This window comes from Kribbella jiaozuonensis (assembly GCF_005233875.1).
GTDB lineage: Bacteria > Actinomycetota > Actinomycetes > Propionibacteriales > Kribbellaceae > Kribbella > Kribbella jiaozuonensis.
In genome coordinates this window covers 1,145,868-1,169,400 of the sequence record NZ_SZPZ01000004.1, presented here as the reverse complement: position 1 = coordinate 1,169,400, position 23,533 = coordinate 1,145,868, and the positions used below count along the sequence as shown (strand labels likewise).

The following is a 23,533-nucleotide window of genomic DNA, read 5'->3' as shown; positions in this document are numbered from 1 at the left end:
GTCGTCGCTCTCTATAGACTCTCAGTAACAGTTCACCCACTGAGCGCAGGCATGCGACGATCGGCGCCATGGTCTTTCGGCAGATCCGGGCGTTGTACGACGACGAGACGATCGCGGTGTACCAGGCGTACCCGCCGGAGATCGCCGAGCCGGCGCTGGCTGCGGGGACGTTCGTGGAGCCGTTCGGCATGAGCCGGATGACGTGGATCAAACCGTCGTTCCTGTGGATGGCGTACCGGTCGGGCTGGGGGACGAAGCCCGGGCAGACCCGGGTGCTGCGGGTTCACCTGACGCGTGCGGGCTTCGAGTGGGCGTTGGCGCACGCGGCGCTGTCGCATTACGAGGCCGGGTTCCATGAGTCCGAGGACGCTTGGCGGAAGGCGATGGAGTCGGCGCCTGTGCGGATTCAATGGGATCCGGAGCAGACGGTGAAGCTGACACCGACGCCCGAGGTCCGGTCGATCCAGGTCGGCTTGTCCGGTGATGCAGTACGCCGATATGTCGGCGAGTGGATCACGGGCCTGGAAGACGTGACCGCCGAGATGCAACGAATACGTGACCTGGCCCAGGAGTCGCCAGAGGCGGCCGAGGCAGAACTGCCGCGCGAGCGGCCGTATCCGATCACCGACGAGCTCGCGGCGCGGATCGCCGCGACCGCGGAGGCACCCACACAGCCGTAATTCTGTTGAGGGCGGACACGCCGGTCTTCATGATGTGGGCATGACTACGACCTATCTCCTGTTGCTCAATGAACCTGCGGCCGTTGTGGCTTGGGTTCAGCAGCAGGGTGGGTGGGGATTGGGGTCGGCGTTCGGGCAGTTGTGATTGGGGTGGTGGTCGCGGGGGTGCTGGCTGGGTATGGGGTTGCTATGCCGGTCGGGCCTGTCGGGACCTACTTGGTTGCGTTGACTGCGCGGAGTTCGTTGCGGATCGGGGCGTTTGCTGCGCTCGGGGTTGCCTCGGCGGATGGCGTGTATGCCGCGGTGGCGGCAGTTGCTGGTACGGCGTTGGCGCCGTTGCTGGTGCCGGTTGTCGGGCCGTTGCGGTGGGCGTCTGTTGTCGTGCTGGTCGGGCTTGCGGTGATGGGCGCGGTCAAAGCGGTACGGCGGTATCGCGCGCAGCGGCTCGCGGTGATCGAGCAGGAGACGCCGGTCGGGGTACGGACGGCGTACTTCGGGATGCTCGGGATGACGCTGCTCAACCCGTGGACGGTGATCTACTTCGCCGCTCTCGTGCTGGGTGGATCGGGTGTCGCGGGGTTCGGAGAGCGGATCGTGTTCGTGGTCGCGGCGTTCGCGGCCTCGGCGAGTTGGCAGCTGTTGCTGGCAGGCGGCGGCGCGCTGCTCGGGCGCCTGCTGACCGGTCATCTCGGGAAGCTGATGACTGCGCTGGCGTCGACCGTGCTGATCGTCGTACTCGCGGTGAAGGTGGTGGCTTGAGGGTGATGATCCAGCGCGGGGACACGGAGATCGCCGTCACCGATCGCGGTGGCGACGGGCCGCCGGTGGTGCTGCTGCACGGACTCGCGGGCAGTTCACGTGAGCTCCTGCCGACCGCGGACGCGCTCACCGACCGGTTCCGGGTGCTGCTGATCGACCAGCGCGGCCACGGCCGCAGCACCCGCCGGCCGGCAGACGTCTCGCGCAGCGCGTACGTCGGCGATGTCATCGCGGTCATCGAACAACTCCTGCCCGGTCAACGAGTCAGACTGATCGGCCAGTCGATGGGCGCGCACACTGCATTCCTCACCGCCGCGGCGCGCCCCGATCTGATCGATCGGCTCGTGATGCTCGAAGGCCACGTCGCCGGCGACGACGAGCCCGAGGGGCCGGCCAACATCGGTCGGTACTTCGCCTCGTGGCCGGTGCCGTTCGCCGACGAGGCGGCGGCGCGGTCGTTCCTCGGCGACAGGCCGCTGACGGATGCCTGGGTCAACGATCTCGAAGTGGCACCCGACGGCTTGCGGCCGCGATTCGACCCCGACATCATGCAGGCCGCGATCGCCGCCGTTCAGGAAGATCGCTGGACCGAATGGGAGAACCTCACCGTCCCGACGCTGGCCGTGTTCGCCGAGCACGGCATGTTCACCGCCGAGCAGAAGGACGAACTGATCCGGCGCCGACCGGACACCCGGCGCGCCGACCTTCCGGCGGCGAGCCACGATGCCCACCTCGACGCGTTCGACGGCTGGATCGGGATCCTCCGGCGATACCTGAGCGAAAAATTTGCCTAGGGCACCTGTCGCTCGATTGCCCCGCTGGGGTTGAGGAACAGGAGAATCGGCGGCCCGGTGTTGGGCAGGATCTCCGAGTACGCCAGCAGCTGTGGAGCGTAGTAGGCGACCCGGCTGTCCAGCGCCGCCGCGGGGATGGCGTCGGTCTTGTAGTCGACGATCGTGAGACGGCCGTCGTCCTCGCGGTAGATGAGGTCGACGAAGCCTTCGAGCACGGTGCCGTCGGGTTGGACGGTGCCGACGTACGACTCACGCCAGTGTTCGCGGGCTGCGGCCCGTTTCACCACATCAGATGCCAGCGCCGAACGGACGAGCGCGGTCACGACGTCGGCGTACTCGAGTACGCCCTCAGCCAGGCATTGCGTGGAGACGGCGGATTCGAGGCCGGCGCCGGTGGACAGGTCGACGACTTGCAGTACGGCGTGAACCGCGCGGCCGATCGCCGTACCGTAGCGGCCCTTGGTCCACGGTGGGGTTTCGAGGCTGCGGGCGGCCTTGGCGGTGCCGGGGTCGATATCGCCGAGAACAACCTCCGGGCCGGTGCCTTCGAGGCCGGACGCGCTCTGGGCCGAACGGGCGCGGCTGGCGGCCTGGGCCACGGAGGCTCGCGTCTCCCACTCCGTCCGGGAGATCGGCGGGGTGACGTCGGGGCTGCCGGACGGTTCGCGGTCGGGGACGGGCGGGCTGCTGAACAAGGTGGAGTGCGGTGCCTCGACGCCGCCGGCGGATGCGAGCAGCTCGGCGTTGCTGGAATGGCGGCGGTTGCCGGAGCGGTGCAGCGAGATGATCAGGTGGTCGCGGGCGCGGGTCGCGGCGACGTACAGGAGGCGGCGGCGTTCGTAGTCGTCCATCTGTTCGTCGACCGGTTGCACGAGGTCGAAGTCCTCGGTCTGCACGGACGACTTGAGCTTCACGGCGTAGCCGCCGTCGGGTGGCCAGAGGACCTGGACGCCGCGTTGACGGTTCGGGGCCGCGGTCATGCCGGAGAGGATGACGATCGGGAACTCGAGGCCCTTCGCGGCGTGGATCGTCATCACGCGTACGGCGTCCGCGTCGGTCTCGGGGAGCACGGCCTCGGCGACGCGGGAGGTTTCTTCGCCCTGGTGGGCGGCCCAGGCGAGGTACGAACGCAGGCCGCCGTGCTCGACCTCGGACCACGCGCGGGCCTGGTCGACGACGAAGCGGATCCGGCGCCAGGCGTCGCGGGCTCGCGGGCCGATCGCGGCGACTTCGAGCATGCGGCGGTCGGCGACGATCTTCGCGAGGACCTCGCTGGGGGTGAGCCAGCGAGCGGCGTAGTGCGTACGGCGGAGCCACTCCATCGCGTCGCCGACCGGGTGGGTCAGGAGCTGGTCGGGGACGGGGGCGGTCAGGGTGAACGAGCCGCCGGAGCGTTTCCAGGTGTAGAGGTCGTCGTCGCCGCAGCCGAACAGCGGTGAGCGGAGTGTGGTGACCAGCGCGAGTTGGTCGCTCGGGTCGCCGAGCGCGCGGGCGCAGGCGAGCAGGTTGCGGACCTCGGCTGTTTGGTAGACGAGGGAGCTGGCCTCGGCGCGGTACGGGATGTCGGCGCGGTCGAGGGCGTCTTCCAGGAACGGGAGGGAGGTGCGGGCGGGGACGAGTACGGCTATGTCGCCGGCCTCCGCGGGGCGCCAGGATTCGGCGCGGTCGTCGTACACGAGCCAGCCTTCGCGGAGGGCCTGCTCGACGACGGATGCCACGTCGGTGGCTTCACGCTCGCGGAGGACGGAGGCTTGGGCGCGGGGGAGGTCGTCATGCGGCTCGGCACCGAGGATGGTGACGGCGGGGCCGGCGGACGGGTCCTCCTCTTCGGGCGGGAGGTCCGGTGGTACGTCGGCCGACACGGAGTCGCCCCGCCGACGGAACTGCAGGACAGTCGCCACGTCAGCAAGCTGCTCGTCCGTGGGCGCCGGGTCCTCGTCGAGGATGGGGTCGTCGAACATCGAGAGTTGGTCGCCCTTGACCGGGGTGGGCTCGGCGGGCTGATCCGCCGCTCGAGAACGAGCACGCGGACCCGGGCGGACCGCCGATGAGGTACCAGGGCCGGTGGACGAAGCGGTGCCCGGGCGGGTGGACGAAGCGGTGCCCGCGGGGGACGTGGTGCCAGGGCGGGACGGCGCCGCGATGGTGGTGGCTGCGGTGGGGCTGGTGCGGTGGGGCGCCAGGGATTGGTAAGAAGGCTGGGCGGCTTCCTGGGGTTGGATCAAGGTGGCGAAGACGGTGTTGATCCAGGTCAGGATCGGGGGGACCGTGCGGAAGTTGGTGGTGAGGGCGACGGTTTCGCCGAGGAGGTCCTGGGCGGTGAGGTACGTCGCGATGTTCGCGCGGCGGAAGCGGTAGATCGACTGCTTCGGGTCGCCCACCACGAACAACCGGCCGTCAGGCACCTCGACCTCGCGCCAGTCCTCGGCATCGGCGTCGACACCGCCGGCGATGCGGACCGCGAGCTCGATCTGGATCGGGTCGGTGTCCTGGAACTCGTCCAGCAGCAACCGCTCGAACCGCTCCTGAAGCTCCCCGCGAACAGTCGCATCCCGCCGCAGCAGATCACGAGCCAGCACCAGAAGGTCGTGGAACTCCAGCCGCCCCTCCCCGCGACGAAGCTCGGCCGACTCCAGCACCCGCTCCGCGATCCAATGCGAAAGGTGCCGAAGGCAAGCATCGAGCAGCAGCTCGACCAGCGAACCGGCGACCTCGACCACCTCGGTGCAATCACCGCGCACCTTGGTGATGTCCGGCCAGTTCTCCTTGCGCCCGATCCGCCCGACCTTCAACCCGCGCAGCGTCTGCAGAATCGCGAGCTGCGTCTCCTGATCGGTAGCGGCATCAAGCATCAGACCGAGCTCGCGGATCTGAACCAGCTTCGGCAACAACCGGTCCTCAGGATCAAGACACGAGTCAACCACCCCACCGATCTGCGCGGCCGCGGCGATCAGCCCGGTCAGGTCCGGCATCGCGACCAGCTCAGGCGGATCGACCAGCACGCGCTCGGCGATCAAGTCCCAGTCGTTCCCGAACAGCCGCGCGAGCGACCGAAGATGTTTCAACTCGACCCCGACCGCCATCGCCAGCAACAGCGGCTCGGCGATCGAGTCGTCGTCGAGCAACTGCTGCTGCAACTCGGCCCAGCGTTCCTCGAAGGCAACCGACGACCCGACCTCGTCGAGTACGTCGATCAGCGGCGGCAGCCCGGCCTCGATCGGATGCGCGAGCAGGATCTGCTGAGCAAACGCATGCAGCGTTCCGATCGAGGCGGAGTCCAGATCGTCCAGCGCCGCGTCGGCCAGCTCCCGAGCGTCGCCCTTCCGCGCCCGTTCGAACTCGACCCGCAGCCGATCCCGCAACTCCGCGCCGGCCTTCTCGGTAAAGGTGACCGCGGCAATCGTCCGCAGCGGTACGCCGTCCCGCAGCACCAGCGTGATCACGCGATCGACCAACGCATGCGTCTTCCCGGACCCAGCCCCCGCCTCGACGAACAGCGTGGTCTCGGTGTCCGAACGGATCCGATCGCGTGCGGCCCCGTCGAGCAGCTGTTCACTCATCGCCGGCCTCCAACGCAGTCGGATCGATGAGTCGCACCAGCCGCTCCAGGACGGGATCGTGACGCTTCCGGTCCCAGCGCGCACGGACCTCGCTGTGCCCGATGCCGTCGGGGTTGCAGTACGGGCATTGCACCCACAGGAAGTCCGGCACTTCGGGCGCCTTCGGCGGGAAGTACCCGGCCGCGATCGACGACACGATCACGTCGAGCGTGTCGACGTACCGCTCCTCGACCTCTGGAGTCAATGGGACCGGGATCCGTTTGCCGCCGCGGCGGACGAACCAGTACGACGCCTCGACCGGCGTGGCCGGCTCACCCAGCCGGGCCCGGGCCGCGTACGCATACACCGGCAACTGCAGCTTGGTCCCGCCCGCGACCGGATCCGACTCGATGCCCTCGTACCGCGAGAAGCCGCCGGTCTTCACGTCCGTCACATAGATCGTGCCGTCCGCGCCGAGGTCCACCTTGTCGGCCGACCCGCGCAACAGCACCCGGCCCGAAGGCACCGGGATCTCCACCGGAGGCTCGCCGTCGAACCCGAACCGGAGCTCACTCGCGACCACCGACGCGGACCGCTCCGCGCGCCAGCGATCGTCATCCGTGAGCAGGACCATCAGGTCGCCGAGGATCCGCAACCGCTCGCGCTGCCACAAGCGTGGATGCCCGGTCAGCCCTTCCGCCTCGAACTGCTCGGCCAGATCAGCCCCGATCGCCAACAACAGCGAGCGTTGCTCCGCAGTCCACGGCTCGCCGTACGCCGGAAGCGAGCCGGACAAGCGCGTCACGAACGCATCGAGGCTGTTGTGGATCAGGTTCCCGATCTGCACCGGCGAGATCACCAGCAGATCCTCGGGCGCTTCGAGTGGCTCCACCTGAAGCAACCGCTCGACGAAGTACGCATGCGGGCAGGTCGCATAGGACTCGAGCGAGGTCGGCGACGCGATCCGGTCCTCGACCGCGTACTCGGGCAGCCCGGACACACCGGACAAGTCGCCGTCGAAACGGGTGAAGGCCTGAGAACCCCGGCCACGCAACAGCTCCCGAGCCCGCACCAGTACGCCGTCCTGCACCCACAGCCCGGCCGCAGCGGCCCGCGTCTGCCACTCCTGCTCCGTCGCCGGCATCGTTGCCAGAGTCAACGATCCCGCGTACGACGCCGACGTCTGCAGCACCTCGTCGTACCTGTCCCACTGCGTCGCCGGCAGCGCGTGATCACCCGTCAGCTCCCGCAACGACCCGAGCAACCAACGCGTCGGCAACCGCCGTGACGATCGCCGCAGATCCCCGCGCGGGAACGCCGCCACGACCCGCGCACCCGCCGAGAACGCCACCAGCAGATGCCGTTGCTTCTGGTCCAGTCGATCCCGGAACGACGCCAACTCGGGCGCAGCCGCCTCCCGCACCCGATGGGGGAGGAGCGCATCCTCGTGCACCCGCCCCGGATACAGATCCTCCGAAAGCCCGACGACGTACACGATGTCCGCCGACAACCCGATGCTCGCGGACAGCGGCGCAACCAGAACGCCAGTCCCGAACGTCCCGACCCGAGGCAACGACTGCTGCAGCTCCAGATCGAGGACGTCGCGCAGCACCGCCAGACTCGCCGGCGTACCGAGCTCGTCCAACGTCGACAACCCCGTCAACGATCCCTCGACCGCAGCAGCGGCGTACTGCTCCTCGATCGGCAGGGACGAATAGTCACCGAGCAGATCATGGAAGAGCTGCAGAACCCCTTCCGACAGCTCGGCCCAGGTCTCCAACTCCGCCAGCGCGTTCAACCGTCGCCGCAGTGTCGAAGCAAACGCATGCAAGCGCTCGGCCGTCGTCGCGTTGTACTGCGCGCGCCGCACCGCCGCCGGTCGCGGATCCTCGGCGGCCTCTTCCTGATCGGCCGTCCGTCGCTCGGACTGGGCGTACCGCGCGAGCCGGGTGTCCCAGTCGTCCCCGCGCACCACCCCGGCTGCCCGCGACATCCGCTCCCACTGTGGCACCGGGATCCGCTCGCCGCCGAAGTCGCGCGTCGGAGCATTCGCCAGCGCCCGGAACACATCCGCACGCGGCAGGTCCTGATCCACCAGCGCCAGCACTTCGAGCAGCGTCCGCGCGATCGCCCGCTCGTGCACCGGCCGCGTCCCCGGACCGTTGACCTCGATCTTCGCCGCGCCGAGGTGCTCGTGCAGCAGACGCGCGTACGGCGAGGCGGCCGAGTACAGCACCGCGATCCGATGCACGGGCGTTTGCTCCAACGCCGACACGACATCGCGGACGACGCAACGCACCTCATCGTCGGCATCGGACGCGTTGAGGATCTCGGTCGCGACCGGGTAGTTCTTCGAGATCGACCGCGGCAGGTCGATCCCGATTCGTTCGAGCGAACGCCGGACGGCGCGGTCGGCTCGGCGTACGTCGGTCAGACCAACGATCACCGTGAGATCGGCCGCTGCGTCGCCGAGCGCTGCCACGAAGGCAGCCTCGGACTGCGTCAGCTCCTGCGGAAGGTAGAGGACGAGCGCGCCGAGCTCGCGGACGACCTCGGGCGACGCTTCGATTCGGGATGCGGCGGCGCGGAGCAGATCGGTCTCGTCGTACCAGTCCGAGGCCAGCTCGGTGGTGACGTGACGATGCAGGCGGACCAGATCCGGACCCAGCGCGGAAGCTCCGGCGACCTTGTTGAGCGCGGGATCGGTGAGGTCGCGGAGCTCGCGATGGGCAGATGCAAGCGCTTGGATTGTCGACGGGTGTTCGGCGACGTCCTGGAAGATGCCGGGCGCCTTCGCGAGCGCCGTCCGCCAGGTGGCGGCGACGATCGGACGGGTCGCCGGACGACGGGGCGACAGCGTGCCGGCGGCGATCTGCTCGGCCAGCCGCTCGAGGGTCGCGAGATAGAGCCCGCCGATGGATGAGCGAGCGAGATGGCGCCGGGCGATCACGCCGGCGAGGTTGTTGGGCAGCAGCAGAGTCACAGGAGTCATCGGATCGTCGGCCTTCAGCCCAGCGACAACGGCTTGCAGGCGCTCGAGCGCGGCCGCGCCGTACGCCGTGCTCTCGATCCGGGTGGTGCTCACCATGACCTCCCCTCGACTGTCAACGGAGACGGTAGACCCTGCCACAGACAGAAAGGTGAAGGGGCGCGAAACGCCAAGGTTTCTGCAGGGTCGGCGGCCGCCTCTCACAATGAAGAAATGACCAGGGAGACGAGGATTGCGCGGGTGTTGCTCGTGTTCGTCTTCGCGCCCGGCGGCGGCCTGTTCGGCAAGGCGGTCGCGGAGGCCGCGCAGGCCCGGCCGTGGTGGCCCTGGCTGCTCGCCGCCCTGGTCTGGCTGGTCATCTCCGGGGCGATCTCGATGGCAGTATCGACGGCGGTGTCGAACCATTCTGTCGAGCACAGATAATGCTGCGATGGTCGCCGCGGTGCATCACGTCGAGATCTGGGTCCCGGACCTGTCCCGGGCCGTCGCAAGCTGGGGCTGGGTCCTCAACCGGCTGGGCTGGAAGGACGGTGACGGCTGGCCCGGCGGCATGACCTGGATCGCCTCCGACGGCTCGTACGTCGTGGTCGAGCAGAGCCCTGCCATGTCGGCCACCGAGCACGACCGGATGCGCCCCGGGATGAACCACCTGGCGCTGAACGCGGCCAGCCGGGCCGACGTCGACACCGTTGTCGACGAGGCCGCCGAACACGGCTGGACACTGATGTTCGCCGACCGCCATCCGTACGCCGGCGGCCCGCAGCATTACGCCGCCTTCCTCCACAACACCGACGGCTACGAGCTCGAGATCGTCGCGCCGGACTAGCACCGGATTACTGGGTGAGACCGCTGATGCCTGGAGTGACGGATGGGACTACAGGTGTGACATGGTTACACCAGGCAATCAGTACGGTCGCGGGGCAAGTTTGGAAGGGCGGTGCTCGTGACGGAGGAGCCTGACGGGGGAGGTATGCCCGGATCGGCTTCGCGCGGAGCGCGCAATACAGACGCAGCACCGGAGCTCCTGGAAGCGCGGATCCGCGGTTTGCAGCACGCGCTGGCACAGCTGCTGGAGAACGCGCGGCGGCTGACCCAGGGCGAGCACCAGCGCGCCGTCCGGCTGCATCGTCAGTTACAGGAGCAGACCGCTATCGCGCGCCGCGAGTCGCGCGGATTGGTGGACGCGAAGACCGCGGAGGCCTTGGCCGAGGCCGAGCCCAAGGCGCGGTTGCTCGCGGACCGGCTCGCGCCCGGCCTGGGCTCGATCCCGCCGAACGATGCGCGCTGGCGTTCGCGCCAGCTCGTCGGCGCGGGCGTCCCGTCGTACGTGCGCGTGGGGGAGTTGGACGCCGGTACGCCGGTGGTCGCGCCGCTGCTCCAGACGAACGGCTGGAAGGTCACCGCTGACCGCAACGAGAATGCTCGTCGCCTTCTGCAGAGCACCGCGTTGCGGTTGATCGCAGCGGCCGAGCCGTTCCGGCTCCGCGTCGACGCATTCGATCCGCGCCTGACCGGGGTGATGGGGCTGCTCGGTCACCTGACCACGAAGTACCCGCAATTGGTGCCGAGGGCAACGCACACGGCGGAGCAGCTGCACACGGTGCTGTCCGGTCTGGTCGATGTCTCCTCGCTGCGAGCGAGCCGGCAGGCGCAGCTCGGGCACGACAGGTTCGAGGACCTGCTCAAGGAGACCGGTCAGGTCACCGATCCGTACCGGCTGGTGATCCTGTTCGACTACCCGTCCGGGATCGACACGCTCGCCCAGCGCGATCTGCTCCGGCTGGCCGCGACCGCCGGCAAGCGCGGGATCTGCTTCCTCGTCCACTACGACGCCTCGACCGCGGCCGAGCTGGATGTCGACTCGAAACAGTTGCTCGAGCTCCTCAATCCCGTTGTCATCAGCAATGACCGGGTCGAGGTCGCGCAGTTGCCGCTGGCAAGGCTCGACCCGCCGTTCGACGCGACCATTGCCGCGGGCATCTGTGACGTGATCGCCGAGCAGGCCGAGATCGCCGTCCTGCCGACCATCGACTTCGAACGGACCCTGCCGGACCGTTTGACCTGGTGGCAGCCGGTCAAGGACGAGATCGGCGCCGTGATCGGGTACGACGACCGCACGCCGGCGCTGGTCCGGTTGCGCAGCGGCAACCCGGCCCTCCCGCACGTCCTCGTCGGCGGCGCGGTCGGCCAGGGCAAGTCGAACCTGTTGCTCGTGCTGATCCACGGTCTCGCCGCGCGCTACGCACCGGCGGACCTCGAGATGTACCTGCTCGACTTCAAGCACGGCGTCGAGTTCTCGGCGCTCGGTCCGGGTCCGGATCGGCCGCACTGGCTGCCCCAGGTGCGAGTGCTCGGTGTGCACAGCGATCGCGCGTTCGGTCTCGCCGTACTGCGTCATCTGTCGGACGAGCTCGCGCGCCGCAGCGAGATCTTCAAGTCGCACGGGAACGTCGCCGATATCGCGGAGCTCGCGCCGGGCCCGGATCGGCCGCCGCGCATCCTCGTCGTACTCGATGAGTTCCAGGTGCTGCTCGAGGACGACGACGAGCTGGCCGACGAGGCTGCCAAGTTGCTGGAGCGGCTTGTTCGGCTGGGGCGTGCGTACGGCGTTCACGTCGTACTGGCGACGCAGACGATCGAGGGCGTGAAGCGGCTGTCGACGCGGCGGGACTCGATCTTCGGGCAGGTGCCGTATCGGATCGCGCTGAAGACCACGCCGGCCGACTCGCAGGCGATCCTGCGGAGTGGGAACACGGCGGCGGCCGAGCTGCAGTTCCGTGGCGAGGCAGTGCTGAACGCGAACTTCGGGTCGCCGGACGACAACCAGCACGTGCTGGTGAGCTTCGCGGACAAGCCGGTACTGGACGCGCTGCGGCATGAGCTGTGGGCGCGCGCGGGGTCGGAGGCGCACCCGCCGCGGGTCTTCCATCTGGCTGAGCCTGCGCACCTGGCCGAGACTGCCGCGGCGGTGAAGCCCGAGTTGGGTCGGCCGTGGACGGGGTTGCCGATCGCGGTGACCGAGGAGCCGGTCTCGGTCGAGGTACGGCCCGAGCCCGGTGCCGGCGTACTGGTGCTGGGCGACGGGCCGGCGGATGCGCTCGGCGTGCTGACCGGGCTCGCGGTGTCGACGGCGGCCGCGGCTGTGGATCCACCGAGATTTGTATTTGTCGACGGCACGAACTCGGCGCCTGCTGTTGCCGAGGGCAAGGATGCGCTGGTGCACGTGCTGCGGGAGCTCGGCTGTGAGGTCGAGACCGTGGACAAGCACGACGACATCGCGCCGCGGCTGTTCGCGTTACGCGAGGCGATGCGGACCGGCCAGGCCGGCGGGACGTACCTGCTCGGGTTCGGGTTCCACGGGGTGCCGCGGATGCAACTGCATGCCGAGGGGTACTTCGAGAGTCCGGCGAACGCGCTGCAGGACATCGTGCGGGACGGGCCGGCGCAGGGGCTGATCACGTACGGGTGGTGGAACCGGATGCATGTGTGCACCGAGCACCTCGGGTACGGGCGGGCGAACGTGGCGACACATCTGTTCCTACGGCACCCGCAGGACGGCGTACGTGCCGTGGCCGGTCCGCTGGTGCGGTGGGCTTCGGAGCCGCATCGGGGGCTGTTGTGGGACGGGCTGCATCCTGAGGCACAGGTCGTCGTACCGTTCGCCGCGCTGCGGGCGGACGAGGTGGAGCGCACGGTGGAGCTGGTGCGGCGATGAAGACCGTGGAGCAGGAGTGGTCCGAGTACGTCCGGGCGTTGCGCACGGTCGCGATGGCGCGGGCGGACGCGCAGCAGGCGCAGGACCGGTTGACCGCGCACAAGTCCAAGGCCGAGGCGACCGCAGCGGCAGAGGCCGACGCGATGGCCGAGCGTGGGCTGAAGCTGCAGACCCGGCTGAACGCGCTCGCCGAGAAGGCGGCCGCGAGTCTGCAGCGGGCCGGGCTTCCGGCCGAGGGGAAGCGGGCGAACCACTCGCTGCCCGAGATCCGCGCGCTGAACGACATCGAGACCGTTGCCGAGCGCATCACCAAACAGCTCGCCGAATCGGTCGACGAGTTGGAGGAGCTGCGGACCACGGCCCGGGCGCTCCAGGAGCAGCGCAAGCGGCGTACCATCAGCGCGGTCCTGGCGCTGGTCGGGTTCGTGCTGGTGTGGGTGTTCAGCGGGTCGTTCCTGGCCGGGGTCGAGGCCGCGGCGATCGCGGCTGTCACGATGCTGGCCGCCTCGCGGATGCTCGGACTGCCGCGGCTGCCCGGCGCGCGCTGGTGGGGCTGGGGCGGTGCGGTCGCGGTCTTCGTCCTGATGGCGGCCGGTCTGCCGTGGTGGATCGGGATCGGGGTACCGGTCGTGGTGGCGGGTACGGCGATCGTGCTGCCGAAGAAGCGCAACTAGGTTTGGGAGTGGGTTGAGGTGTCCGACGTACTGCGGCTCAAGGAACAGCTGCACCAGGTCTCGATGGAGGCCAAGCAGGCGGCCGGCGGTCTGGCCGGGTTCAAACTCCGTTTCACCCAGCACAGCCAGCTGGTGGAGAGCCTGATCGCGGGCACCGCGACCGGTATCGATCGCGACATCACCGAGATCCTCGAGGCCGCGAGCAAGGCCGTCGAACAGGCCGCCGAGGCCCTCGAGATCGCCTCGGCCGGCTGCAAGAACTACGCCGACCAGATCTGACTCCCTTGCCGTCCGAGCTGCAGCGGGTCGCGCGCGGTCTGGTCGACTGTTTCGACGAGATCCCACGCGTGGTCGAGCAGCTCCAGCGCACCGCCGTACGGTGCCGTGAGAACGCCCAGCTCGCACTGATCGCGTCCCGCGGCCAGGCAACCGTCGCGGCCCAGCAACTCGACGCCGCCGCTCGAGCGTGCGAGGCCGCCGCCCACTACCTCTCGATGGCGCCCCCGAAGGCGCGAGGCTGGGCCGAAGGCCTCGTCGGCGCCGCAGGCCCGTCAACGAACCGCCCCTCGTCAGACTCCGCCGACCGCAACAAACTCACCAGCGGCTCCGGCGACCTGGACTCCCTCGGCCGGACCAAGCGCCTCACCTTCGCCTACGAAAACCTAGAAGTTGCCGAAGACAACGAACCCCCGCTCGTCACGGTCTCTCGCAAGGCCTTCGAGAAATACCGCAAGGCCCACGAGAAAGACGACGACCGCGACGACCAGCAGGACCCCCTCGAGGTAGAAATCACCATCCTCGAGTCCGGCGAGATCGAGTTCGAAGAACGCAACGAAAAAGAAGACGAGAAACGCAACGAGCACCTCCTCGAGGACCGCGAAATCGAGGTAGACCTCACCGAGGCCGTCAAGAACCTCCTCGAGTCCATGGCCGAGAACGAGAACAAGAAGTGGCAACACGCCACCCTCACCATCACCACGGACGAGGTCTCGGCCACCTTCGACTACCCGGAAGAACCCCGCCGCCAACCGCTAGTCGTCGACATCGACCTCCCCGACCTCCCCACCGTCGACTTCGACCCGGCTTTCGACGCCCGACCGCTCGACGTCGACTTCGAGCCCGGCCTCTACGGCCCGGACGAGACCTTCGAGCCACACGAGCTGGTCATCGCCGAACGTCTCGCCGAGGAGGGCTGGCGCGTCGATGTCAGACCTGCCGACCACACCCGGCAGCACCACAAGAATCCCGACGTCATGGTGCGCAGGTCCGCGTCGAGCCGCGGAGTCGTCGTCGAGTTCAAGACGCCGACGAGCCTGAAGAACAGCGCGGTCAAGCGGAACATGAACCGCGGCAGCGGGCAGTCGGGAACCGATGGCGAGGTGGTCATCGACGGACGCCGGATCGGGCTGTCGGAGGACGATGCGGAACGAGCGTTTCGGCGGGCCTCCAGTCAGCCGGGCTCGAGGGTGGCCAGCATGGTGCACGTGATTCTTGGTGACGGTCGGTTGGTGAGTTATGCGAGGGAGAACTGATGGCTGACAGCGACGAGATCTTTCTGTCGATGGAGGGGTCGTTGGAGGACGCCGCCGGACGGGTGGCGGAGGTGCTCGGCCTCGAGTTCAACGGCGACCTGCGGGTCGAGACCGGTGAGTTGCAGTACAAAGGCCGGGCGCGGACGTTCGACGAGATCATCGGCTTCTACATCGGGCCGAACACCTTCCAGCCGGAGCCCGACGAAGTGCAGGCGATGGATCACTATCCGCTGGTTGTCGACGTCCAGGCTCGCAACCGGAAGCCCGCACAGGCCGAGGAGGCCCGGCTCGCCTTCGAATTGCTGGTGGGGGCCTTCGGAGATGTGCCGGCCATCCTGTCGCACAACGTGGAGCTTCTCGTCGCGGCCTACCTGCCCGGCCGCGGAACCCACACCTTCGAACCGGGTACGACCCTCGACGACCCCGATCTCGACACCTGGCGCCCGTGGGTCGTCGGCTGAGCGGGGTCCTTACGGGGTGTGAGATTTTTCTTGGGAGTTGCGTCATGAACGGCTGAGGTGGCCGTCACTACCTGTGAACCCATCCCCACAGGGAAGTGGAAGTGATTGACGTGAAGGGTTTTGTTGCGAGGTCGCTGATGGGAAACGGCTCGACTCGGTGTCGGGTGCATTGAGATGGCTGACGGTGGTGATCCTCACCCGGCTGCGGTCCGGGTGGAGCGGCGGCGGGTGCGGGTCTGGTTCGGGGACCATGTGGTTGCCGACTACCGGGCCGAGGCCGAGCTGGCCGAGCGGTACGCCGCGGCCATGTCGCGCAGGTTCGCCGGGTTGCGGGTGACGAGCGAGCCGGTGCCGGACCAGGATCCCGGTCCGGAGCGGAAGTTGCCGGGGGAGCGGCTCTGGGAGGTAGCGCCGAAATGAGTTCCCGTCGTTTCCGGTTGATCCGTCATCAGGACGTCTCCGGTGTCAGTGGCACCGGGCCCGTCGCCGAGGGAGTGCAGTTCACCGACGGAGCCGTCGCGCTGCGCTGGTACGGCGACTATCCGACCACGACCGTGTGGGACGGCATCGAGTCCGTCATCGCCATCCACGGTCACAACGGGGCCACCGAGGTCGAATGGCTCGACCCGGAACGGGGTCCCGATCCCGACCTCAGGCTGCCGCCCCGCGAGTCCCTACCACCCCGGCCCTGGCCGGACCTGCACTCGGCGCCCGAGCCGCAGGACCCCGACCCGCTCCACTCGGACGGCGACCTCGGCACCGACCGGGGCTTCGGGCCCGAGGGCGCGTTCAGCCGCAAGCACGGCGCCGCGCCGCCGTCCGCCTGGACGTCGTACCGAGTCTTTCGCTGACCAGTCAGTGACCCGCAGAACGGATCCGGCGCCGCGGACCCGAGCTGCCCACAGCGCGCCTCGGTGCCGTTTCCCCTCCCGGCACCGGGCGTGGCCCAGGTACGGCGTACGCCTCGGCGAGGCGGCGTACACCGTACCCGGCGCGGTACCGGCCCAGGCGGACTCGCGATACGCCTGGGCCGGGACCGGTCAGCGGTAGTTCATCTCCTCGGTCAGGTCGAGGTTGTAGAACTTCCCGGGTCCGTCGCAGAGCGCCATCATCTGCGCCGAGAACTCGGTGGTGTCGGCCCGCCGGGAGTTCGCCATCGCGTCCTCGTACGAGGCGAACTCGACGATCGCGAAGTACCGTCCGGACTCGTCCCGGTCGGCGCAGGTGATGCCGCGGACCGGCGCGGGCCCTTCGCCCTCGGCTTCGCGCTTGGCGCTGTAGTCGTCCATCAGCGCCTTGATCTCGTCCGGCTTCGACGTCCGGTACTCGATGATCTGAACGAAACCAGCCATTTCTCCCCCTGTGTTGTGACACTCACCCCTGGATGTCTCCTTCGACAGTGCGCCTGGATCGCCTGGCTGGCAAGGCCCGACCGGTTACGGTGACCTGACGCGGGCAGCGGATCACGCGCCGTTTCTGCCCTCGGCAGAGGTGTCTGGGTTTTGTCGGTCGGGCCTGATTGGCTTGCCCGCATGGAGATTCTCATCCTCGGTGGTACGGCGTGGCTCGGTCGCGAGATCGCTGCGCAGGCAGTCGCGCGCGGACATTCGGTGACCTGCGTGGCACGCGGCGAGAGCGGCGCCATCGCAGACGGTGCCAGCCTGATAGCGGTCGACCGCAGCAGCCCGGATGCGTACGACGCTGTCCCGCCGCGCGACTGGGATGCCGTGTTCGAGGTGTCCTGGCAGCCAGGGTTCGTGAGGGGTGCACTGGCCGCCTTCGGTGCCCAGGCGAAGCACTGGACGTACGTGTCCTCGGTGAACGCCTACGCGACATACGACACGCCCGGCGCGGACGAGACCGCAGTACTGCGGGAGCCGACCGAGCTGGATGTGGTGGAGCAGGAGCTGTACGGCGAGGCCAAGGTCGCCAGCGAGCTCGCGTCGCGGGAGGTGGTGGGGGATCGGCTCGTGATCGCCCGCGCCGGCCTGATCGGCGGGCCGGGGGACCGGAGCGACCGATCGGGGACGTGGGTCGCGCGGGCGGCGCGTGCGCCGGAGGAGCCGATGCTGGTGCCGGACACGCCCGAGCTGGCGACGTCCGTGATCGACGTCCGGGATCTGGCCGGCTGGCTGCTGGACAACGCGACCGAGGGCCGGACGGGGACGTTCGACACTCGCGGTCCGCTGGTGCCGTTCGGCGAGTGGATCGAGCTGGCGCGCGAGGTGGGCGGTCACACCGGGCCGGTCGTGCTCGCGCCGCGGGAGTGGTTGGAGAAGCAGGAGGTCGGGCAGTACATGGGGCCGGAGTCGCTGGCGATGTGGTTGACCGAGCCTGGGTACGAGGGCTGGTCGTCGCGGAGCGGTGCGGCGGCGGCCGCAGCCGGGCTGACGCATCGGCCGCGCCGGGAGTTCCTGGAGGATGCGCTCGCCTGGGAGCGGGAGCTCGGTCTGGAGCGGGAGCGACGCGCCGGGCTGAGCCCGGCGAAGGAGAAGGAGTTGATCGAGGCACTGGGGGCATAGAGAGTAGGCGCATGCGCCTCGTGCTGATCTCGGACACTCACCTGCCGGTTCGGGCGAAGAAGCTGCCGGAGCCGGTGTGGGAGGCGATCGAGCGTGCCGACGTGGTCATCCATGCGGGCGATTGGGTGAGCGTCGGATTGTTGGACGAGTTCGAGGCTCGTGCGACCCGGTTGATCGGGTGCTGGGGCAACAACGACGGGCCGCAGTTGCGGGCGCGGCTGCCTGAGGTGGCGCGCGTGACCCTGGACGGGCTGTCGATTGCCGTCGTGCATGAGACCGGTTCGGCCAAGGGACGCGAGGCGCGGTGCGAGGCGGCGTACCCGGGGGTCGATCTACTGGTGTTCGGACACAGTCATATCCCGTGGGACACGACGAGCCCGGGCGGGTTGCGGCTGTTGAACCCGGGGTCGCCGACGGACCGGCGGAGCCAGCCGTACTGCACGTACCAGACCGCGACGATCACCGCCGGCCGGCTGGAAGACGTTGCCCTGCACAACCTTTAGTGGTTGCGTGCTGCAACGAGTTCGGCCGGGCAGGCGGGATCAGCGCCGTACCACCGAGTTACGGCGTGTCCCGGCTGCCCGGCCGGGAAGTCAGGCGTTCGCCGCTTCCTTGACCCGGGTCTTGAGGCGGTCCCGCACCTCTTCCGGCGTGTAGGCGCGGCGCTTCCGCTCGCCCCGCGCGATGACTACGCCCGTTGCGGCCACGCCGACGAGCCCCGCAAGTCCTACCACCTTCCATACCTTCATGACGACTAACCTAGCGACGTGAACAGCCGGATTTCACTGGATGACGCTACGGAACTGACACGAACAGGTGACATTTGGCTGTTCCGCGGGGACAGCGCGGCGGATCGCGCTATCCAACTGACCACGAACAGCCCGGTCAACCACGTCGGGATGGCGATCGTGGTCGAGGATCTCCCGCCGCTGATGTGGCACGCGGAGCTCGGCCGTTCGCTGGAAGACGTGTGGACCGGGACGCATCACCGCGGGGTACAGCTGCACGACCTGCGCGACGCAGTGCTCGTCTGGGGCCGCAAGTACGGTCAGCAGGCCTGGCTGCGGCAGCTCGATCACCCCGTCACGCGGGAGATGGAGGACGCCGTACTGCGGATCGTGGCGCGGCTGGACGGTACGCCGTTCCCGTCGACGGCACGGCTCGCGTCGAGGTGGGTCCGTGGGCGGGTACCGGCGTTCCGGCGTGGATCTCGGGAGCTCGAGCTGGAGTCGGCGTACTGCGCCGAGGTGGTCGCGGTGACGTACGAGGCGATGGGGTTGCTGGGGAGCGGGCGGCGGCTGAACTGGTACGACCCGGGACGGTTCTGGAGCGGGGACGAGCTCAATCTCGCGCACGGTGCGAAGCTCGGCGCCGAGATTGCCGTCGACCTTCCGGAAACCTGACGGGCCGGAAACTGTCGGCGGCGTGTGATTGGGTTGTTCCAGTCGGTCATCGAGCCGGAGGAGGCCCGGATGTATGCGGTCATCGACACTGAGACGACCGGCCTGCTGCCGAGCCATCGGCATCGGGTCATCGAGATCGCGGTCGTGCTGCTGGACGCCCGCGGGCAGGTCGAGCACGAGTGGGTGACGTTGCTCAATCCCCAACGTGACCTGGGTCCGCAGCACATCCACGGGATTCTGACCGCCGACGTGCTGGCGGCGCCGGAGTTCGGGGATATCGCGCGGCAGTTGGGACAGCTGCTGGCCGGGCGGATGGTTGTCGGGCACAACGTCGAGTTCGATCTCGGATTCCTGCGCGCCGAGTTCGCGCGCCTGGGCGTCGCGGTTCCGCTGATCACCGAGCGGTCGATGTGCACGATGGCGCTGGCCGGTTATCTCTATCCCGGCGCGAAGCGGACGCTCGGTGCGTGCTGCGCGGCGGCAGGCATCTCGATCGAAGGCTGGCATTCGGCGATGGCCGACACGCGAGCGACCGCGGAGCTGTTCTCCCACTATCTGAAGGCTTTTCCGTCCCCACCGCCGTGGCAGTGGGCTTACGAAGAGGTCCGCCGCCTGCCCTGGCCTGCGTTGCCGGGGACGGACGTCGCGCCGACCGTTCGTCCGGTGCACGCCGGTGGTCGTCATGGCTGGATGAGCCGGCTCGTCGACCAGCTGCCCCGCGTTCCGGTGCCTCCGCAGGCCGACTCGTACCTGGTGCTGCTCGACACGATCCTCGCCAACCGAGAGATCACGGCGGCAGATGCGGATCAGCTGGTGCAGGTGGCAACCGAGCTGGGTCTGACCCGTCCGCAGGTCGACAGCCTCCATCGCTGGTACGTCGCTGCGCTCGCGACCGCGTCCTGGGGAGACGGGACGATCACGCCCGATCAGCGGAACGATGTCGACCGGGTCGCGGTCATGCTCGGGCGGCGCGCGACCGATGTCGACAAGGCGCTGCTCCGGGCGAGCGCCGGGCGGTACGTCGTACCCGATCGTCCTGGGGCGCGCGGGTTTCCGCCGGGGAGCACGATGGTCTTCACCGGCGACATGGTCGAGCCGCGTGAGGTGTGGTGGGATCGGGCGGTCGCGGCTGGGTTCGTGCCGCAGGAGGCGGTCCGGCCTGAGACGACGTTCGTGGTGGCCGCCGATGTCGACAGCTTGTCGGTCAAGGCGCGGGCGGCGCGGGAGTTCGGCGTCCCGATCATCTCGGTCGAGGACTTCCGCAGACTCATCCCAGCCGACGCACACCAGAACGAGCGCCAGGGCGAGCGCAGGGCGGGGTGATCGTCAGGCCGTGGGCACCAGGTGCTCGGGGTTCAGTAGGGCGTGGAGGGTCAGCTCGGCCTCGGTGAGTGGTGCCGGCGTGGTGGCATTGCGGTTGATGACACAGAGCGCGTCGGTGATCGTCGCGCCCAGTGCGCGCAGATCGTTGGTGGAGAGAACGATCTGACCACCGGTGGTGACCACGTCCTCGACGATCGTGACCTGCCGTCCCTCGATATCGGCGCCCTCGGCCAGGCGGCAGGTGCCGTACGGCTTCGCCTCCTTGCGGACGAACGCGCACGGTAGCCCCGTGTGACGGCCCAGTGCGGTCACGACCGGTATGCCGCCCATCTCCAGACCGGCCAGGACCTCGGTCCCCGGCGGAATCAGCGGGACCATCGCTGCGGTCACCTCGTCCAGCAGTACCGGATCGGCCTCGAACCGGTACTTGTCGAAGTACTCCGTTGTCGTCTGCCCGGACCGGAGGACGAACTCCCCGGTCAGATGGGCTGTCGCGTAGATCCGTCGGCCAAGTTCCTCGAGGTGCACACCCGGCACCCTATCCGGCGGCTACGCGAGGTCGTCCTCGTCGGGCAGCGGCTCGATCTCGAAGCGGAGTTGCTTACCGGAGCGGATCCGTTCGATCGCGGACAGGCAGGCGGGTTCGCTCATCTGTACGCCGATCTCGGCGAGCTTGTGCCGCAGCACCCGGGCCGCGTCCTCGGCCGACCGGGCGCTGGACTCGTTGATCGCCTCGATCGTGGTGGCGGTGAGCTTCTCGCGGATGTCCGGGTGTGTCTGGTGGATCTCGTGCGTGATGCGGAACTCGGTCATCGCGACTCGCTCTCCCTTGTCCTCATGCGGGCCGATAGTGGGAACCAGCGTAGTGTCCCGAGACCTCAGCTGAGCACGCGTCGGACGAAACTCTCCAGACGGGTTGTCAGTCGTTCGGCCCGGACCTCCGGAGTGGCGGTCTCGCCCTGCGGCAGGTCGGGCTCGCGCAGGCCGCGGATGTACAGCGAGCAGGCGAGATCGGCGCACATGTACATCCCGACCGTGTTCCCATCCCGGCCGGCCGAACCGGCCCGGCGGGCGGCGAACAGAGCGACGTCACTGACGTGGTGCGCGGTGTTGCACAGGTCGCACAGTCCGGCGAACCGGCGGGCGGCTCCCGACGTCTGGGTGCTGACCGCGATCCCGGTCACCCCGCCGTCGCGGCGTACCACCAGGTAGCCGCGGTTCGGTGCCTTCGAGTCTCGCCAGCCGAGGAAGTCCAGCGACTCCCAGGGCAGCTCGGTGAACCGTGCCGGCAGCGCGATCGCCTTCACCTGGCTCTTGGTCGAATTGACGAACGAGCGCCTGATCTCGTCGCCGCTGAGCGGTTCCACGACGGTCCTCCAGTTTCTCCGGCCACCTATCAGACCTGGTGTCGCCCGGCCGCCGCAACCGATTAACTCGGTTGCTTGGGGCAACGGTCAGCTGTCGGCGTACGACGCGGTCCGGGTCTCGTCGTGGTTGCGCAGGTCGACGCCGAAGTCGACCGACGCCTTCAGCCGCAACAGCAGCGAGACGACCTCGGCGCCGTCATCGGGATCATCCGAGCTGAGCGTGAGCTCGGTGCCGCCAGTCTCGCCGGCGGCCAGCGTGAACGTGAGCGTGCGGCCGAAGTACCCCAACCGGTAGAGCTCGTGCGGGACCGCCTCCTCGATCCGGCATTCGCCGGCGCGTCCGTCCGCGAGGACGAACGAGATCACCCCACCCGACTCCGGCGCCGACGTGGCCCAGAACCGCTCCCGGCCGAGCGACGTACTCACCGCGCGGTAGACGTCACTCGGTCCCGACGCGCAGAACACCTTCCGCTCCACCGAACCCCACTCTCTCCTCGACCGGGTCCCATTCTCCGGCCCCGACGGGTCCAGCAGATGAACACGCCGGGTGGGGGTGGACTTCTGAGCGTCAAAGGTGAAATCTGTACTGTGTAAAGTTCAACTAGTCCTCTGGAGGAATCCGCGATGTCCAACGAGTACGCCGCACTGTCCGGCGACTACACGCTCGACGCGGCGCACACCCGCATCGGGTTCAGCGCCCGGCACGCGATGGTGACCAAGGTGCGGGGGGCGTTCGACGAGTTCGAGGGCTCGTTCCACATCGACGGCGAGAACCCGGCGAACTCGTCCGGCACCGTGACGATCCAGGCGAAGAGCATCAACACCCGCAACGGGCAGCGCGACGAGCACCTGCGCAGCAACGACTTCCTCGCGATGGACGAGCACCCGGAGATCACCTTCTCCTCGACCTCGGTCAAGCCGAGCGGTGACGGCGAGTTCGTGGTGTCGGGCGACCTGACCATCCGCGGCGTGACGAAGCCGGTCGACGTGACGTTCGAGTACACCGGCGCGGCGACCGACCCGTTCGGCAACCAGCGCGTCGGCCTGGAGGGCTCGGTCGTGATCAACCGCAAGGACTTCGGCGTCAGCTGGAACGCGGCGCTCGAGGGCGGCGGCGTACTGGTCAGCGAGAAGGTCACGCTGGAGCTCGAGGTCTCGGCGATCAAGAACGCCTGATCCCTAGCTGTGGGTGTCGCCTTTCCCGGCGGCACCCACCTGTGTCAGGCGTGGCGACTCGTCTGGTGCAGCAAGGACTCGACGGCCTCGCGGAGTTCGGTGTCGTGGTGCGGGCCGGACCAGACGACGATGCGGCCCTTGTCGCCGAGCTTGGTGGTGACCAGGTCGCGGGCGGGCGTCGGGTCGCCTTGATTGAGCACTACGACGAGACGCCGGCCGTCGCGCTGGAGGCGATCGAGCAGGGGCGGGAGCGTGGAGCCGTGGAACAGCCCGGGATCGCTCTTCACCTTGGTCTCGATCATCACGCCGCGGCCGCGCACCACCAGCAGGAAGTCCGCGCGGTCCCGGGTGAATTCGCGATCGTGGTAGATCCGCGCCTTCGGCCACAGGCGTTGCAGCGCCGCGTCGACCTCGGCGTCGTACTGGACGGTGAGACGACTGACGCGGGAGCTCGTCCGCCGGAAGGACTCCGGCGTACGACGGCCGCCGCACCATGTCGGCAGCCAACGTCGGAAACTCGTGTCGATCATCAGGTGGACCCCTCGACCTAGCCGGCACTCAGCGGTGAGTGTTCCCGGCGGTGGTAAGCGGAATCCAAG

Annotated in this window: 26 protein-coding genes; 17 read left to right on the top strand and 9 right to left on the bottom strand. The window is 68.7% G+C overall.

Annotation, left to right across the window (positions count from 1 at the left end):
• Window positions 1–68 precede the first annotated feature (68 nt).
• The 3 genes from FDA38_RS31560 (at window position 69) to FDA38_RS31550 (ending at window position 2,233) form a co-directional block, all read left to right on the top strand.
• A complete protein-coding gene (locus FDA38_RS31560) occupies window positions 69–680 on the top strand; it encodes a DUF4291 domain-containing protein (RefSeq protein WP_137257734.1) in 612 nt (203 codons plus the stop codon).
• Window positions 681–869: 189 nt separating this feature from the next.
• Window positions 870–1,439 (top strand): LysE family transporter, encoded by a 570-nt coding sequence (locus FDA38_RS31555; RefSeq protein ID WP_137257733.1) that lies wholly within the window; start codon window positions 870–872, stop codon window positions 1,437–1,439.
• 5 nt (window positions 1,440–1,444) lie between these two features.
• Entirely contained in the window at window positions 1,445–2,233 is a 789-nt protein-coding gene (locus FDA38_RS31550; RefSeq protein WP_137257922.1) for an alpha/beta fold hydrolase, read from the top strand.
• Here FDA38_RS31550 and FDA38_RS31545 read toward each other — a convergent pair.
• Both FDA38_RS31545 and FDA38_RS31540 read right to left on the bottom strand, forming a co-directional pair.
• Window positions 2,230–5,793, bottom strand: coding sequence for a UvrD-helicase domain-containing protein (locus tag FDA38_RS31545; RefSeq protein WP_137257732.1), 3,564 nt, complete (start codon window positions 5,791–5,793; stop codon window positions 2,230–2,232). The two genes, FDA38_RS31550 and FDA38_RS31545, sit on opposite strands and share 4 nt — an antisense overlap.
• A complete protein-coding gene (locus FDA38_RS31540) occupies window positions 5,786–8,860 on the bottom strand; it encodes a PD-(D/E)XK nuclease family protein (RefSeq protein WP_170989935.1) in 3,075 nt (1,024 codons plus the stop codon). Before FDA38_RS31540 ends, FDA38_RS31545 begins: the two co-directional genes overlap by 8 nt.
• A gap of 114 nt (window positions 8,861–8,974) precedes the next feature.
• Between FDA38_RS31540 and FDA38_RS31535 the strand changes: the two genes are divergently transcribed.
• The 9 genes from FDA38_RS31535 to FDA38_RS31495 all read left to right on the top strand — a co-directional run bounded on the left by FDA38_RS31535 (window position 8,975) and on the right by FDA38_RS31495 (window position 15,994).
• On the top strand, window positions 8,975–9,184 hold the full coding sequence (locus FDA38_RS31535) for a hypothetical protein (RefSeq protein ID WP_137257730.1): 210 nt from the start codon (window positions 8,975–8,977) through the stop codon (window positions 9,182–9,184).
• A 7-nt stretch (window positions 9,185–9,191) separates the two neighbouring features.
• Window positions 9,192–9,587 (top strand): VOC family protein, encoded by a 396-nt coding sequence (locus FDA38_RS31530; RefSeq protein ID WP_137257729.1) that lies wholly within the window; start codon window positions 9,192–9,194, stop codon window positions 9,585–9,587.
• 144 nt (window positions 9,588–9,731) lie between these two features.
• Window positions 9,732–12,476, top strand: coding sequence for an FtsK/SpoIIIE domain-containing protein (locus FDA38_RS31525; RefSeq protein WP_137257728.1), 2,745 nt, complete (start codon window positions 9,732–9,734; stop codon window positions 12,474–12,476).
• A complete protein-coding gene (locus FDA38_RS31520; protein WP_137257727.1) occupies window positions 12,473–13,150 on the top strand; it encodes a hypothetical protein in 678 nt (225 codons plus the stop codon). Before FDA38_RS31525 ends, FDA38_RS31520 begins: the two co-directional genes overlap by 4 nt.
• 18 nt (window positions 13,151–13,168) lie before the next feature.
• Window positions 13,169–13,429, top strand: a complete 261-nt coding sequence (locus FDA38_RS31515) for a hypothetical protein (protein WP_130388988.1) — start codon at window positions 13,169–13,171, stop codon at window positions 13,427–13,429.
• 5 nt (window positions 13,430–13,434) lie between these two features.
• On the top strand, window positions 13,435–14,682 hold the full coding sequence (locus FDA38_RS31510; RefSeq protein ID WP_137257726.1) for a hypothetical protein: 1,248 nt from the start codon (window positions 13,435–13,437) through the stop codon (window positions 14,680–14,682).
• Complete coding sequence (locus FDA38_RS31505) at window positions 14,682–15,143, top strand: hypothetical protein (protein ID WP_137257725.1); 462 nt, start codon at window positions 14,682–14,684, stop codon at window positions 15,141–15,143. The genes FDA38_RS31510 and FDA38_RS31505 overlap by 1 nt, the downstream gene beginning before the upstream one ends.
• 174 nt (window positions 15,144–15,317) lie before the next feature.
• A complete protein-coding gene (locus FDA38_RS31500) occupies window positions 15,318–15,563 on the top strand; it encodes a hypothetical protein (RefSeq protein WP_137257724.1) in 246 nt (81 codons plus the stop codon).
• Window positions 15,560–15,994 (top strand): hypothetical protein, encoded by a 435-nt coding sequence (locus tag FDA38_RS31495; RefSeq protein WP_233715034.1) that lies wholly within the window; start codon window positions 15,560–15,562, stop codon window positions 15,992–15,994. Before FDA38_RS31500 ends, FDA38_RS31495 begins: the two co-directional genes overlap by 4 nt.
• Before the next feature lie 189 nt (window positions 15,995–16,183).
• On the opposite strand, the gene FDA38_RS31490 is transcribed toward FDA38_RS31495, so the two are convergent.
• A complete protein-coding gene (locus tag FDA38_RS31490; protein ID WP_137257723.1) occupies window positions 16,184–16,495 on the bottom strand; it encodes a hypothetical protein in 312 nt (103 codons plus the stop codon).
• A gap of 180 nt (window positions 16,496–16,675) precedes the next feature.
• On the opposite strand from FDA38_RS31490, the gene FDA38_RS31485 reads away from it, so the two are divergent.
• Window positions 16,676–17,665, top strand: coding sequence for a Rossmann-fold NAD(P)-binding domain-containing protein (locus FDA38_RS31485; protein WP_137257722.1), 990 nt, complete (start codon window positions 16,676–16,678; stop codon window positions 17,663–17,665).
• Between the two features lie 11 nt (window positions 17,666–17,676).
• Window positions 17,677–18,168, top strand: a complete 492-nt coding sequence (locus FDA38_RS31480) for a metallophosphoesterase family protein (protein WP_137257721.1) — start codon at window positions 17,677–17,679, stop codon at window positions 18,166–18,168.
• A gap of 90 nt (window positions 18,169–18,258) precedes the next feature.
• On the opposite strand, the gene FDA38_RS42425 is transcribed toward FDA38_RS31480, so the two are convergent.
• A complete protein-coding gene (locus tag FDA38_RS42425; protein ID WP_165546543.1) occupies window positions 18,259–18,414 on the bottom strand; it encodes a hypothetical protein in 156 nt (51 codons plus the stop codon).
• Window positions 18,415–18,432: 18 nt separating this feature from the next.
• On the opposite strand from FDA38_RS42425, the gene FDA38_RS31475 reads away from it, so the two are divergent.
• Window positions 18,433–19,068 (top strand): hypothetical protein, encoded by a 636-nt coding sequence (locus FDA38_RS31475; RefSeq protein ID WP_137257720.1) that lies wholly within the window; start codon window positions 18,433–18,435, stop codon window positions 19,066–19,068.
• 69 nt (window positions 19,069–19,137) lie between these two features.
• Entirely contained in the window at window positions 19,138–20,391 is a 1,254-nt protein-coding gene (locus FDA38_RS31470) for an exonuclease domain-containing protein (protein ID WP_137257719.1), read from the top strand.
• A 3-nt stretch (window positions 20,392–20,394) separates the two neighbouring features.
• Here FDA38_RS31470 and FDA38_RS31465 read toward each other — a convergent pair whose 3' ends face one another.
• The 4 genes from FDA38_RS31465 to FDA38_RS31450 form a co-directional block, all read right to left on the bottom strand.
• Complete coding sequence (locus FDA38_RS31465; RefSeq protein WP_137257718.1) at window positions 20,395–20,919, bottom strand: orotate phosphoribosyltransferase; 525 nt, start codon at window positions 20,917–20,919, stop codon at window positions 20,395–20,397.
• A gap of 21 nt (window positions 20,920–20,940) precedes the next feature.
• Entirely contained in the window at window positions 20,941–21,204 is a 264-nt protein-coding gene (locus FDA38_RS31460; protein ID WP_137257717.1) for a hypothetical protein, read from the bottom strand.
• 65 nt (window positions 21,205–21,269) lie between these two features.
• The gene (locus FDA38_RS31455; RefSeq protein WP_137257716.1) at window positions 21,270–21,758 is read right to left on the bottom strand and encodes an FBP domain-containing protein; all 489 of its coding nucleotides are present in this window, start codon (window positions 21,756–21,758) and stop codon (window positions 21,270–21,272) included.
• 87 nt (window positions 21,759–21,845) lie between these two features.
• A complete protein-coding gene (locus FDA38_RS31450) occupies window positions 21,846–22,235 on the bottom strand; it encodes an SRPBCC family protein (protein ID WP_137257715.1) in 390 nt (129 codons plus the stop codon).
• 147 nt (window positions 22,236–22,382) lie between these two features.
• Here FDA38_RS31450 and FDA38_RS31445 point away from each other — a divergent pair, with 147 nt between their 5' ends.
• Window positions 22,383–22,934: a YceI family protein gene (locus tag FDA38_RS31445; RefSeq protein ID WP_137257714.1), complete on the top strand. Its 552-nt coding sequence runs from the start codon at window positions 22,383–22,385 to the stop codon at window positions 22,932–22,934.
• Between the two features lie 44 nt (window positions 22,935–22,978).
• Here FDA38_RS31445 and FDA38_RS31440 read toward each other — a convergent pair whose 3' ends face one another.
• On the bottom strand, window positions 22,979–23,464 hold the full coding sequence (locus tag FDA38_RS31440; protein ID WP_233715033.1) for a hypothetical protein: 486 nt from the start codon (window positions 23,462–23,464) through the stop codon (window positions 22,979–22,981).
• Window positions 23,465–23,533 lie beyond the last annotated feature (69 nt).

Coding starts and splice junctions, on each gene's coding strand:
- FDA38_RS31495 (WP_233715034.1), top strand. CDS start 15,560: ATGAGTTCCCGTCGTTTCCGGTTGATCCGTCATCAGGACGTCTCCGGT.
- FDA38_RS31520 (WP_137257727.1), top strand. CDS start 12,473: ATGAAGACCGTGGAGCAGGAGTGGTCCGAGTACGTCCGGGCGTTGCGC.
- FDA38_RS31505 (WP_137257725.1), top strand. CDS start 14,682: ATGGCTGACAGCGACGAGATCTTTCTGTCGATGGAGGGGTCGTTGGAG.
- FDA38_RS31545 (WP_137257732.1), bottom strand. CDS start 5,793: ATGAGTGAACAGCTGCTCGACGGGGCCGCACGCGATCGGATCCGTTCG.
- FDA38_RS31535 (WP_137257730.1), top strand. CDS start 8,975: ATGACCAGGGAGACGAGGATTGCGCGGGTGTTGCTCGTGTTCGTCTTC.
- FDA38_RS31560 (WP_137257734.1), top strand. CDS start 69: ATGGTCTTTCGGCAGATCCGGGCGTTGTACGACGACGAGACGATCGCG.
- FDA38_RS31500 (WP_137257724.1), top strand. CDS start 15,318: ATGGCTGACGGTGGTGATCCTCACCCGGCTGCGGTCCGGGTGGAGCGG.
- FDA38_RS31440 (WP_233715033.1), bottom strand. CDS start 23,464: ATGATCGACACGAGTTTCCGACGTTGGCTGCCGACATGGTGCGGCGGC.
- FDA38_RS31555 (WP_137257733.1), top strand. CDS start 870: ATGCCGGTCGGGCCTGTCGGGACCTACTTGGTTGCGTTGACTGCGCGG.
- FDA38_RS31550 (WP_137257922.1), top strand. CDS start 1,445: ATGATCCAGCGCGGGGACACGGAGATCGCCGTCACCGATCGCGGTGGC.
- FDA38_RS31525 (WP_137257728.1), top strand. CDS start 9,732: ATGCCCGGATCGGCTTCGCGCGGAGCGCGCAATACAGACGCAGCACCG.
- FDA38_RS42425 (WP_165546543.1), bottom strand. CDS start 18,414: ATGAAGGTATGGAAGGTGGTAGGACTTGCGGGGCTCGTCGGCGTGGCC.
- FDA38_RS31470 (WP_137257719.1), top strand. CDS start 19,138: ATGTATGCGGTCATCGACACTGAGACGACCGGCCTGCTGCCGAGCCAT.
- FDA38_RS31490 (WP_137257723.1), bottom strand. CDS start 16,495: ATGGCTGGTTTCGTTCAGATCATCGAGTACCGGACGTCGAAGCCGGAC.
- FDA38_RS31530 (WP_137257729.1), top strand. CDS start 9,192: ATGGTCGCCGCGGTGCATCACGTCGAGATCTGGGTCCCGGACCTGTCC.
- FDA38_RS31485 (WP_137257722.1), top strand. CDS start 16,676: ATGGAGATTCTCATCCTCGGTGGTACGGCGTGGCTCGGTCGCGAGATC.
- FDA38_RS31540 (WP_170989935.1), bottom strand. CDS start 8,860: ATGGTGAGCACCACCCGGATCGAGAGCACGGCGTACGGCGCGGCCGCG.
- FDA38_RS31480 (WP_137257721.1), top strand. CDS start 17,677: ATGCGCCTCGTGCTGATCTCGGACACTCACCTGCCGGTTCGGGCGAAG.
- FDA38_RS31445 (WP_137257714.1), top strand. CDS start 22,383: ATGTCCAACGAGTACGCCGCACTGTCCGGCGACTACACGCTCGACGCG.
- FDA38_RS31460 (WP_137257717.1), bottom strand. CDS start 21,204: ATGACCGAGTTCCGCATCACGCACGAGATCCACCAGACACACCCGGAC.